General features: G+C 47.1%; 8 protein-coding genes. 3 read left to right on the top strand and 5 right to left on the bottom strand.

From position 1 onward, the window contains the following. Positions 1–2: 2 nt before the first annotated feature. From ACMXI2_RS03895 to ACMXI2_RS03885, 3 genes are all read right to left on the bottom strand, one after another. Entirely contained in the window at positions 3–2,210 is a 2,208-nt protein-coding gene (locus ACMXI2_RS03895) for an alpha-galactosidase (protein ID WP_483780402.1), read from the bottom strand. Positions 2,211–2,300: 90 nt separating this feature from the next. Continuing rightward, a complete protein-coding gene (locus ACMXI2_RS03890; RefSeq protein ID WP_483780401.1) occupies positions 2,301–3,959 on the bottom strand; it encodes a RagB/SusD family nutrient uptake outer membrane protein in 1,659 nt (552 codons plus the stop codon). Positions 3,960–3,998: 39 nt separating this feature from the next. After that, a complete protein-coding gene (locus ACMXI2_RS03885) occupies positions 3,999–7,088 on the bottom strand; it encodes a SusC/RagA family TonB-linked outer membrane protein (RefSeq protein WP_483780400.1) in 3,090 nt (1,029 codons plus the stop codon). Positions 7,089–7,332: 244 nt separating this feature from the next. Between ACMXI2_RS03885 and ACMXI2_RS03880 the strand changes: the two genes are divergently transcribed. After that, positions 7,333–8,805: a M28 family peptidase gene (locus ACMXI2_RS03880; RefSeq protein ID WP_483780399.1), complete on the top strand. Its 1,473-nt coding sequence runs from the start codon at positions 7,333–7,335 to the stop codon at positions 8,803–8,805. 330 nt (positions 8,806–9,135) lie between these two features. On the opposite strand, the gene ACMXI2_RS03875 is transcribed toward ACMXI2_RS03880, so the two are convergent. Together ACMXI2_RS03875 and ACMXI2_RS03870 are read right to left on the bottom strand one after the other, a co-directional pair. Further along, the gene (locus ACMXI2_RS03875; RefSeq protein WP_483780398.1) at positions 9,136–9,762 is read right to left on the bottom strand and encodes a DUF4142 domain-containing protein; all 627 of its coding nucleotides are present in this window, start codon (positions 9,760–9,762) and stop codon (positions 9,136–9,138) included. 120 nt (positions 9,763–9,882) lie between these two features. Next, entirely contained in the window at positions 9,883–10,098 is a 216-nt protein-coding gene (locus ACMXI2_RS03870) for a dodecin family protein (RefSeq protein WP_483780397.1), read from the bottom strand. Positions 10,099–10,382: 284 nt separating this feature from the next. Between ACMXI2_RS03870 and ACMXI2_RS03865 the strand changes: the two genes are divergently transcribed. Both ACMXI2_RS03865 and ACMXI2_RS03860 read left to right on the top strand, forming a co-directional pair. Next, the gene (locus ACMXI2_RS03865) at positions 10,383–10,985 is read left to right on the top strand and encodes an RNA polymerase sigma factor (RefSeq protein WP_483780396.1); all 603 of its coding nucleotides are present in this window, start codon (positions 10,383–10,385) and stop codon (positions 10,983–10,985) included. Positions 10,986–11,042: 57 nt separating this feature from the next. Continuing rightward, a complete protein-coding gene (locus tag ACMXI2_RS03860) occupies positions 11,043–12,251 on the top strand; it encodes a FecR family protein (protein ID WP_483780395.1) in 1,209 nt (402 codons plus the stop codon). Positions 12,252–12,344 lie beyond the last annotated feature (93 nt).

Raw genomic sequence — 12,344 nt, 5'->3', positions numbered from 1 at the left:
AATCAGGATACTTCGTTAATCCGGATAACCACGCTGGTTCTTTTAACATTCAGCTGTGGATTAAATCCGATGTTCATTAAAAATTCGCCGGTAAATATAGTGTTATCCGGGATAACTGTATCTTCCCCGGGATAAAGATTAATTTCCTTCAGGCGGTATTTCTTTGCGGGGTCCAGGCCCTTTAACCGGATGGGGAATTTGCTGCCTTCGCCATAGCGGTAATTCACCAGGTAGTTAAACAACACGCCGGTAGCTTTCTTTTCGTCGAGATACATTACGGCGGCTACGCTGCCCCCGTGCGGATCTGCCAGCCGGTATTGGTCGCCGTGCCAGATCACATCTTTCAAAGCATTATAATTGCTAATCGCCTCCCTGCAGAAAGCGAGATCTTTCTCTTTTAAATCCTTTACTACAATATCAAACCCCAGCTTGCCCATCATGGCTACATCCACCCTGAATTTAATAGGTTGTTTACCCCAGTCGGTTACGTGGTTGGCGCTGGCAATGGCCGGATAGAAGTAAGAGTTTTCCCACTGGATATAGATGCGTTCCAAAGGATCCGTGTTATCACTGGGCCAGTATTCCGTAAAATATTGTAACGCGGCATAGTCCACACGGCCGCCGCCACCGGAGCAAAGCATCATGGGCACTTTGGGATATTTGGCGCGCACCCTGGCCAGTACTTTATACAGGCCCCGCACATATTCCACGTAGAACTGCGACTGCTGCTGCTTTTGGTAAGCGGACCATGCATTGTAAATAACAGCATTGCAATCCCATTTGATATAAGATAATTCAGGCGCTTTTATAAACAGCGAATCCACCACCTGGAATACAAAATCCTGTACCTGCGGATTACTCAAATCCAACACCAGCTGGTTGCGGAAATAATGTTCTTCGCGGCCGGGTTGTCTTAACACCCAGTCCGGATGTTTCGTGTTCAGCTCACTCTTTGGATTCACCATTTCGGGTTCTATCCAGATACCAAATTTCACCCCGTTGAGTTGCCCCATGCTATCCAGCGCGGCGATGCCGTTAGGCAGTTTTTTGCGGTTCTCCTGCCAGTCGCCCAGCCCTGCGTGATCGCTGTTGCGCGGAAATTTATTCCCAAACCAGCCATCATCCAGCAGGAAGAGATCTACGCCGAGATTTTTGGTATCTTTTAATAAACTTTTCAGCACCGGTTCGTCGAAGTTGAAATTAGTGGCTTCCCAGTTATTTAATAACGTGAGCCGTTCTCCTTTTCCATCCAGTATTTTATAGTTCCTCGCCCAGCTTTGCAGCTTACGGCTGGCATCTCCTTTTCCTTTTGTGGAGAAGGTATACAGGAAAGGCGGTGTTTCAAAAGCGGTATTTGTTTTTAATACATAGGGAGATGCATAATTATTGATGCCGGCAATGATACGTAAGTTATCCAGGTTGTCGAGTTCAAGATCGATCCTGAAATTTCCGCTCCACTCCAGGGATCCGTATAACACGCTGCCCTGGTCTTCTGTAGCCGGTTGATCCAGCGACACCATGAATACCGGTGGCTGGAATAAATTAGCGCGGGTACCCAGTTTGGAGTCCAGTGTTTTAATGCCGTGGGTGAGCGGTGTTTCTTCCGGCTGCATTTCCTTTGCCCAGTCGCCATGATACTGCCGGAGCCAGTAACGCGGCGCTTTAAGATAAAGATTGGCGGAAGCAAATTTCTGCAGGGTTACATTTCCTTTTTCCTGGTGCCTGATCACGGACCATTGCTCTATTACATCTTCAGCTTTATACACTTTGTAATACAACGTTACTTCAAATGGATATACCGGGTCTTTGAGCAGGATACTGATCTCTGCTACATCTGCTCCGCGGGGAGTTACTTTATGACTTACATAACGCAGGTCCAGTGCATTATTGCCATCGGCGTGCGTTACCGCGATGGCGGGTTCCACCAGGTTTTTTGTACCGGCAGCGGTATAAGCGGCATTGGATACGGTTGAATAATCTTCGGTTTGTTTGTATGCCATTGGTACCTGCTGGTACTCTGTGGCGTTGGATAGCCTGGTACCGAAGTAGATGGTAGACAATTGTCCTTTTGCATCTACCTGTAATACCACGGCATTATTCTTTGATTCCACAGGTATTGTAAATGGCCTGGCATCCTGTGCGAAGGCTTGTCCGCAGCAGCACATCGCCAATAACCAGATGCCCTGTTTCAAATGGATGAATCGTATCATAAAAAAATCTTTTTAAACTTATAGCTATAGGTCTTTATGAGCAATACGAATAACGGTATGCCCGTTATCCGTATCATTTTAAGGAGCATATCAGTACCCCGCATTCTGACGGAGTTTTCTTCCGGATGAATTAATTTCCGACTGCGGAATGGGCGCCCAGTAATTTTTTGTTTTATCAAATTTACGGTTGTCCAGCGCAATAATTCTTGTGTATACGATGGCGCCATTGGGTTGTTTGGATGGCAATATGCCATAGGCGGGGACGTTTTCCGTTACCTCTGCAATCTTCCACCGGCGTACATCAAAATAGCGGTGCTCTTCAAAGGCCAGCTCGATGCGGCGTTCGTTGCGTATGCGGATCCGCATACTGTCGGCCGACAATCCTTTGGGCAGTTCAGGCATGCCTGCTCTTGCGCGGATGTCATTCACCGCTTTATACACCGTGTTATCCGGGCCTGCGGCCTCGTTCTGCGCTTCCGCGTAGTTCAGCAGCACTTCTGCATACCTTAAATATTTCCAGGGCTGATAAGCTGTTTGGTTCGGGTTTTCAACCGGGTTGCCTTCGTTGATATATTTTCTTATGTAGTAGCCGGTAGGACTGGTATTCCAGTTGCCATTGCCATCTTTACTGTCTTTACCGCCGGGAAGAAATGTTTCCACGTTGCGGGTTCTGTAAGGAGCGCCATTATAGAGGATGCTCGCATAAAAACGTGGGTCCCTGTTCTGGTAAGGATTTGCTTTTTCTGCAGGATTGTTCCAGTCGAAACGGGAGCCATCGGCCATTTCATAATCGTCTACAAGATTCTGCATCGGCGTGTTTCCGCCCCATCCGCCATAACCATTGGGACCGTTTACCAGTTCCAGGTTGGTGTGTTCGTTGGTAGGAGAATATACCCGTTCAAAGATATCTTCACTGGTACCGCTGATGGTGAATAAAGTTTTATAGTTGTTATACAGCGTAAACTTATTCAGCGCCATTACATCGGAGGCGGCAGCAGCGGCGGCAGCCCATTTTGTTTTATCGTTGGAACCGTTGGTATACAAAGGGCTGGCAGCGTACAACAACAGGCGCGCTTTCAATGCCAGTGCGGCAGCATAGGAGCCGCGGCCAGCGGGATAACTTTTATCCTTCATCATAGTAGCGGCGGTATTCAGTTCACTTACTGCATACTGAATACATTCCTGCACCGGTTTGCGGATAAAAAGCGAATCGAAGTTGGTATCATCCAGGTTGTATACGCGGTCGCCTGCCAAAGGCACATCACCGAAGTTGCGGATCAGGTCCTGGTAGCGGTAAGCGCGGATAAAGTGGAGCTCTCCTTTCAGCCGTTCTTTTCCATAATCGCTCATCGGCACTTTGTCGATATTGGCCAAAGCGTAATTCACCTCGCGGATGCTGCGATAGCTCCTGATCCAGGTATCGCTCATCCAGCCGGTTCTGTCCGGGGTGAGGGCGCCTTGTTGCACAAACCAGGTATTGTTGTCCCATACTACTACGGATTCATCTGTTACAGAACTCATCCAGGCATCTTCAAAGGCGCGGCCAAAGCCGGGTTTTCCACCATCGTTATTGCCGCCCACACCGATATATCTTCCTGTAACATAGGCTTCCGCCAGCGAGGAATCGCCCCATACGGCAGCATCGGTGATGATGCTGGTAGGCGCGGTGTCAAGAAAATCTTTCTTACATGCTCCCAGTGCGGCCAGGCCGGCTGCTACCAGGATCAGTGATATATTTTTAGTCTTCATTTCTTTGCAATTAAAATAGTAAATGATTTGTTTCCCCTCTTAAAAATTCACATTCACCCCTACGTTAAACACTTTTTGCTGCGGGTAAAAATATCCGCTGCCATCGGTGCCTTCCGGATCTATTTGTTTCACTCTTGTAAAGGTGAGCAGGTTAAAGCCATTCACATAAAAGCGGGCGGATTTAATAGATGCTTTCGACAATAAAGCAGTGGGCAGGTTATAGCCAATCTCCAGGTTTTTAAGACGGAGGAAAGAAGTATTCCAGTTCCAGAAAGTACTTGGGTATGCGCCGAGGTTGCTGGAATTAGGTCTGGATACGGGGCGTGGCCAGGAAGCATTGGTATTTTCCGGCGACCAGCGGTTATCCGCCCATTCCTTGAGGAAGGAGCCAAATTCACCGGATTCCCAGAGCAGGTATTGTGCGGATTCTCCCTGCCCCTGTAATAAAATATTTACATCAAAATTTTTCCAGGAGGCGCCTAACGTGATGCCATATACGATTTGCGGGATATTGTTCTGGTCTACTCTTACGCGGTCGGCTGCGGTAATGGTTTTATCACCGTCATAGTCTTCCAGGATCAGGTCACCGGGCTTAGTGCCGGGTGCATGTGGTGTGGCATCGATCTGTGCCTGGTCTTTGAAGATGCCGATGCTGCGGTAGTACAGACCGGCATTGATCGGGTGTCCTTCCACTTTCTGGTAAGAGAGGGTACCCGGCGCTTCATCCAGGAAGATGACTTTATTTTTGATAAAGCTGAAGTTACCGCCGATATTGAATTTCACGTCGTTGAAGCGGGTTTCATACATCACCGAGGCTTCAATACCTTTGTTGGTGACCTTACCGATATTTTCGTCGGGGATCTGGCTGCTGCTGATACCACTTACGCCGGGGATACTTAAATTTCTCGGCGCCAGGATATTGTCCCTCGTTTCACTGAACACATCCAGGGTAACGTTAAAGTGGTTGAATAAAGAGGCGTCTATACCGATATTGGCCTTCTTCGCTGTTTCCCAGGTGATATTCGGATTCGCCAGTTTGGCGTATACAATAGTGGGGATATTTGCGCCATAAGGCTGTCCTGCGTTTGTTAAGGTGCTCAGCGCATTGGTTTGCAGGTTCAGGTTTTGAAGATATTGATAACCGGGCGCATCGTCCGGTTTAATATTTTCATTTCCCAGCAATCCGTAGGAAGCGCGGAGCTTTAAACTGTTAACAGCATTTTTATTAAACCACGATTCTTCTGAAATACGCCATGCCGCCATTGCGCTGGGGAAAAATCCGTATTGTTTTCCCGGTGCAAAAATGGAGGATCCGTCTTCGCGGAGCTGTACATCTAACAGGTATTTTTCAGCATAATTATAACTGATACGGCCAAAATAACTTCTGCGGGTAATGATGTAGCTGCTGCCATAGTTACTTGCATCTGTTGGCAGGGCGCCACCCTGGCTCAGTTCCGGCAACAAGGTGGTGATATAGTTCTGACGGCCGGCGCCAAAAGTTTCATATGTTGTTTTCGATTGCTGTACTGCTGCAAACGCGCTGAGCTGGTGTTTACCAAAATGTTTATCATAGCTCAAACGGAGAAAAGAGTTCAGGAGTGTATAGTTGATCTGGCTTTCCGACATGGAAGGGTTATTGGGACCGCCTTTCACCGGGTCATAGGTTTGTGTGCCTTTATCGTACTGGTACACGATCCAGTTTTTAGCCAGCTGTTTATCAAATTCAAAACGCTTGTCGATAGATACCATTCCATCTACTGATAGCCCTTTAGCTAATTCGTAACTCGCTTTACCGATGATACTACCGGTGGTGATGGGTCTTTTATCCGCGCCGGATAACTGCGCCATTGCCAGTGGGTTTTTCCCCATTTCCACGCCGGCGCCCATCATACCATTCGGATAATAAGCCGGGAGTGTTGGATAGGTACGGTAAAGGAATTCAAATACATTGGAGGCGCCAAAGCCGGCCAGCGCGGTCTTTTCTTCCTGACGACCGGACATCTGTATGGTTGCTTTAAATTTGGAAGAGAAGTTAATATCGAAGTTTGCCCGGATGTTATATTGTTTATAATTGAGTGGACTGTTGCGATACAATCCATCCTGGTTCAGATAACCACCGGAGATATAATACGACAGTTTATTGCTGCCACCGGAGAAGGATAGATTGGCGGAAGTTTGAGGCGCCAATGGTTTCATCAGTTCCTTTTCCCAGTTTGTGTTCGGGTAAGACACGGGGTCTTTCCCGTTTCTGAACAGTTCTATTTCTGCATCGGAATAGCGCTGGTGCTGGCCTTGTGAAGGATTGTTATAATAGCCTATTTCATTTACGATAGTAGCATAGGTAGCGGCATCTACAAATTCCGGCAACCGGGTAGGTTTTATAAAACCCTGGTTCAGGCTGAAGCTGAAATTTGTTTTACCGGCTTCTCCTTTTTTGGTGGTGACCAATATAACGCCGTTCGCTGCCTGCGAGCCATAAATGGCGGCAGAAGCATCTTTCAGGATACTGATACTTTCAATATCGCTGGCGTTTAAGCGGGAAAATCCGCCGAGTGCATTGGGTACGCCATCAATTACAATTAAAGGGGCAGAGTTGCCGGTGGTGGCCACCCCGCGGATCAGCAGGCGGGCATCGTCGTAACCTGGTTCCCCGCTGGTGTTGGGTGCAATGAGGCCCGGCATACGGCCAACGAGTGAATTGGAGATATTGGGTTGCGGGCTCCTTACTATTTCCGCGCTTTTCACCGCTGCAACAGATCCTGTTAACGTGGCTTTTTTTGTAGTGCCATATCCTACTACCACTACGTCGTTCAGGTTTTCCACAGAGGGTTCCAGGGCGATAGTGGTGAAATCCTGTGTAAGCGCTAACTCCTGCTGCCGGAAACCAATTCCCGAAACAACCACTGTGCTGCTGCCTGCGGGCATGGTGAGCACAAACCGGCCTTCCTCGTCTGTTTTTGCACCGGCGGTGGCGCCTTTTACAACTATGGAGATAAATGGTAGTGGTGATTTGTCTGTGGAACTGATGACTTTACCTTTGAATGTTTTTTGCTGGGCATACGCTGGTATGCACAAACAAAATGCAGCAAGAAATACAATGACGCATTTCAGCAAGTGTTTGGCAATCATTTTTTTCAATTTAAAACGTAAATGGAATACGAATGGTGGAAACATCAATCGTGGAACGGCGCTGTGATCCAATCATTCATAACGTGCTTTTTTAGTTGATCTGTACCATCTGCATCTGTACTATACTATACTATTCTACAAATATAATTTCCGGTAGTGAAACTTCCAAAAAAAATTCCCGTGCGTAACCGGGATGAATATATTAGCCCTCATTACCTTATTTTTATTGCAGAAAGATATGCTTATGACAAACCGTTTCTCCGCCGCATTGGCTGCCCTGTTGTTAACCGGCAGCGCATTAATGGCGCAAAGCCAAAAGCCCATAGACGCCATAAAAGCGGACGATATTAAAAAGGACCTGTACTACCTGGCCGACGATCATTTCAGAGGAAGGGAAGCCGGTACACTGGACGAATTAAAGGCATCCGTATGGCTGGCGGAGCAGGCGCGTAAAGCCGGCCTCGAACCCGCCGGCGATGATGGCACCTACTTCCAGTTCTTTTCCCTGATACGGGAACGGGTAAGTAACAACAGCACCATCAGTATAGGCAACCGGGCGTTTCATTTGTGGCAGGATGCTATTGTATATGAACCCGGCTTTGCAGCGGTGGATGCGCCTATTGTATTTATAAATGACGCCGACACCGTATCTGCCGCCACCATAAAAGGAAAAGTAGTGGCATTGCAGTTTTCTGCCAAAGGCATCAATGATCCGCGTGTGCACATACCTACGCGATACGCAGGCATAGTGGTGAACTACTGGGCGCAGTACCTCGCCTCCAAAGGTGCAGTGGCCATTATCTTTGTTGCTGATGAACTGGCGCAGAAAGGATGGGGTAAAGCCACACAATATAACAACCGCGGTTCCTACCAGATAGAAGGCAGTCTTTTTCACAGGCAGCTGTTAACCGGCGTTCCCATTATCTGGCTGCAGCAGGATGCCCTGCCGCTGGTACAGCAACCAAGGCAACAACTGAAAGCGCACATCTTCTCTGAATCTTTCACCTACCCTTCGGTAAATGTGGTAGCGAAAGTAAAAGGCAGCGATCCAAAGCTGGCAGAAGAATACGTGGTATTCAGCGGCCACCAGGATCATGACGGGGTAAGGAATGTACCCGGAGTAGCCGATTCTATTTACAACGGCGCTGATGATAATGCCAGCGTAAGCGTTGGCCTGCTGGCCATTGGCCGGGCCTTCCACCAGCAACCGGGTAAGCGCTCCGCCCTGTTCATCTGGCATGGTTCGGAAGAAAGAGGACTGTTTGGCTCTACCTGGTATGCGGATCATCCAACGGTACCGCGGGAATCACTGGTGGCGGTATTAAATGCAGATATGATCGGCAATAATGCGCCCGACAGCGCCGCCCTGCTGGGCCTTATCCCGCCTCACCTCAGCTCTTCCACGCTGGCAAAAATAGGGCTGGAAGAAAACCGTAAAGGGCCGGGGTTCAAACTGGACACCGCATGGGATAAAGCCACTCACCCGGAAGTATGGTACTTCCGCAGCGATCACTATCCCTACGCAAAAAAGAATATCCCGGTATTGTACTTCAGCTCATTGCCACATGCCCTTTATCACACCCCTGGCGATGAAGCAGCTACCATCAATATAGAGAAGCTTACAAAAATAGCCCGGTGGATGTATGCCACCGGCTTTACCGTATCCAATCTTGCAGAACGGCCGGCAATGGAACCCGGCTTCCGGCTGGAAAGGTAAATATATAAGGAAGCAGCGGATAGGTATTTTCCAGGTACCCCCCGATATAATTCATTGCAAATTCAACAGGGCTATAATATAGTCTGTTCTGATGCCGGAAATCTTTCATACCGGAAATTTACTCCCGTATTCCCGTTTTTTTGCCTTTATATACTAAAAAGTAGGTATCCCTGTTGCCTCGCGGATGCGTCTCCGGTACTTCGGACATGGGTATCTGATGGACTATCCATGCACTATCTATACTGTTCGCATGCACTCCTCATGCACTATTAATGCACTATCAATGCACTATCTATACACTATCTATACACTTAGGCTGCCAGAGTCTGCTTACTGGTAAGGCAATGGCCCAACCGGTATACCCATTTTTCTTTGCAGGTTCCGGGCGGAGTCGAGGTGCGCTGATAACATCGGCAGATTGTCCAGCGCGAAAGCCTTTATCTCCACATCTGCAGCATTCCTGGCCGCGCTTTTAAACGCCCGGATATCTTTCTTATGATCCTCAATCATCATGCTGATATAGACCCTGTCAAATGCTTCTCCTTTCTTTTTTTCCAGTCTTTCCCTTATTTTTTGCTGATGATTGGATACTGAATCAGGGAGCGTTATATTTTTGGATGCGGCCAGTGCTTTCAGTTTTTCATTACCTGCTCCGTGGTCCTTTATCATTAAGGCCCCAAAAGCCTTTACCTGCTTGTTCATGGAATTCGTTTGAGCCAGTTGTCCCAGCTGTACCTCCGTCATTCCGCCGCTGGCAGCTTCTACCAGGAAATCAGCATCTGCTTTGGAAGGAACAACGGCCAATGAATCCGCAGACGGGCTGCTCATCATCTGGCTGTCGATTTTTGCGCGGTTAGCTTCTTTGGCTTTTTTTTCGCTGTCGGCAGATCTGTTGTTACACCCCCATAAGAGGAACAATAATGACAGCGTATAACAGAAGAAAAGTGAGTTTTTCATGATCCCCTCCTTTTAGGGAAATGGCCCCAAAACATATGCCATGAGCATCCCTTTACATAAGATATCCGGGGTCTTATGATACAAACTCAGCCTGGTTTTAATGATGGTTAGGCTCCCTTTTTATTTCCGTTCGGCTTCATCTATGCGGAAAGATACTTTACAAATGATACCATAGGTAGATACCTTGCCATCTTTTACATGTGCCTTGATGTCCTTTACATAAACAGAATCTATGTTATGTATGGTTTTTGAAACTTCGCTTACAGCATTATTGATAGCATCTTCAATGCTTTTTTCTGATGAAGAGATTACTTCAATTACTTTTACGATAGACATAAAATTATCTTTTTTAGATTATTAGAAAAGAAACTACCTGGGTAACCTTGTAAGATGTGATAACAATAACATTGTCAATAAGGTTCCGCCAGCAGCAGGTAACTTTTAAACGGGCAGATACCTTCCGGAACCGGCCATCAAAAACATTCTCCCGGGGCCAGGGAGAACTTCCAGCCTGATTCTTAATTCATAATCAATTAATTTTCAATCATTTAAAGACACCGCTTTTTCCTTGAGAATTTTTGCTCTAGTTTGTGCTTCCAAACATGAACATAAAATAAGCATTGTCAAGTAAGCAAGCATACGGGGAAATAGAGCTGATATCTTCTTTTCAGCAGGGCGAACACAAAGCACTGCATCAAATTTATGCGCTATACCAGCGGCCGCTCTGTTTTTTTACGGAACAGCTGACTTCCGATACAATGGCCGCAGAAGATATTGTTTCGGAATGCTTCATCCAGGCATTTCAAAAAAAAGAACACTTCCCTACACTGGGGCAACTGAAAGCTTTTCTGTTCACTGCCGCAAGAAATGCCGCCCTTAATTATCTCAAGGCACAAAAACGACATGGTGATATTCACCAGTCAATAGAAAGGGGAGCCGACCGTTTTTCCATAGATGTTGAGAAAGCCTATATAAAAACGGAGGTGATACAGGCTATTTTCCTGGAAATTGAAAAGCTGCCGCCACAATGCCGGCAGGTAGTCCGCCTCTCCGTTATCGACGGAAAACGGCCGCAGGAAATCGCCGATGAACTCAATATGGCCTACCAGACCGTGCTGAACCAAAAAGCAAAAGGCGTAGGATTATTACGCACCGCTCTTTTAAAAAACGAGCTGATATCCCTGCCAGTCCTCGTTTCCGCACTATTATTGCTGCAACGCTGATTTTTTTTTGAGAAGGGCGGTATAAAAAGAGGAGTTAGTTGTTTTAGTAGTATCGACATGAGGGAGAACAATCATTACATAGCCAGCCTGATTGGCAAATACCTGGACAATAGTCTGAATGCTGACGAGCAAATTGCGTTAACGGAGTGGATCAACACCTCCGATGATAACCGCCGTCTTTTTGCAGAACTAACCGATCAGCAACAGCTGGTGACGAATCTTCAGCGGTTTTATGCCTATGATACAGACAGGATTTCCAGGAAGATCAGTGAACAGATCCCCGGATTTGACCAACCTGTGGCGCCCCCTGTTCACCGGGTTCATTTTATCCGCAGATGGGGCTGGGCTGCTGCTGCAGCATTACTGCTTGCCGGAAGCGCCTACCTGCTGGTAATGAATAAAAAAGATCAGTCGCCGGTTATCGCATCAAATATGGCGGATATCACTCCCGGCAGCCAGGGCGCTATACTCACCCTGGCCGACGGACGGCAGGTTGTACTGGATAGCATGACCAGCGGAATTGTTGCGCACCAGAGCGGCACCTCCGTAGTATTATCCAACGGAAAGCTGGTGTATGATCCTTCCGGGGAAGCCGTGTCCGGTATCCAGTATAACAAAATGACCACGCCCAAAGGACGCCAATTCCAGCTAACCTTACCTGATGGAACCAAAGTGTGGTTAAATGCAGCCAGCTCCATCCGCTACCCTACCGTGTTTGCGGGCAAGGAACGAAAAGTGGAAGTATACGGGGAAGCCTGTTTTGAAGTAACAAAAGATGTCAATAAACCTTTCCTGGTAAATGTAAATAATAAAGCTTCCATAGAAGTACTGGGCACGTTGTTCAACGTAAACGCCTACGAAAATGAAAAAACGATCAATACAACATTGCTCGATGGAAGCGTAAAAGTAGTCAGTGAACCTGCCAGCATAATCCTCAAACCGGGGCAACAGGCACAGATCAACAATATTTCCGGGGCCAATAAACCGGGAGCAAAAATAGCTATAGTAAACAATCCGGACATTGAAAAAATAATGGCCTGGAAAAACGGCCTGTTCAACTTTGAAGGCGCCAATCTCGAAGAAGTAATGCGACAGCTGGAACGCTGGTACAATATAGATGTAGTTTATGAAAATGGTATACCGGATATACAATTCATGGGAGAAATGAGCAGACAGATCTCATTAACAGACCTGCTGGAAATATTAAGGAGAACAGAAGTAGACTTTAGAGTAGAAGGACGCAAATTGATTGTGCTGAATAAATAAGTATCAGATACACTTCACCGGAGAATCACAGAAGGGGCCTGTATGGCCCGGCCTGACTATTTTATTAAACGAACCAACCATTAAAAAACCGTC

The organism is Chitinophaga sp. G7 BAM 1005, from assembly GCF_057126945.1.
This window is presented reverse-complemented; position numbering and strand designations above follow the sequence as displayed.

Bases quoted from the DNA above. Each gene is read 5' to 3' on its own strand.
- ACMXI2_RS03860 (WP_483780395.1), top strand. From the start codon at position 11,043: ATGAGGGAGAACAATCATTACATAGCCAGCCTGATTGGCAAATACCTG.
- ACMXI2_RS03890 (WP_483780401.1), bottom strand. From the start codon at position 3,959: ATGAAGACTAAAAATATATCACTGATCCTGGTAGCAGCCGGCCTGGCC.
- ACMXI2_RS03880 (WP_483780399.1), top strand. From the start codon at position 7,333: ATGACAAACCGTTTCTCCGCCGCATTGGCTGCCCTGTTGTTAACCGGC.
- ACMXI2_RS03875 (WP_483780398.1), bottom strand. From the start codon at position 9,762: ATGAAAAACTCACTTTTCTTCTGTTATACGCTGTCATTATTGTTCCTC.
- ACMXI2_RS03895 (WP_483780402.1), bottom strand. From the start codon at position 2,210: ATGATACGATTCATCCATTTGAAACAGGGCATCTGGTTATTGGCGATG.
- ACMXI2_RS03870 (WP_483780397.1), bottom strand. From the start codon at position 10,098: ATGTCTATCGTAAAAGTAATTGAAGTAATCTCTTCATCAGAAAAAAGC.
- ACMXI2_RS03885 (WP_483780400.1), bottom strand. From the start codon at position 7,088: ATGATTGCCAAACACTTGCTGAAATGCGTCATTGTATTTCTTGCTGCA.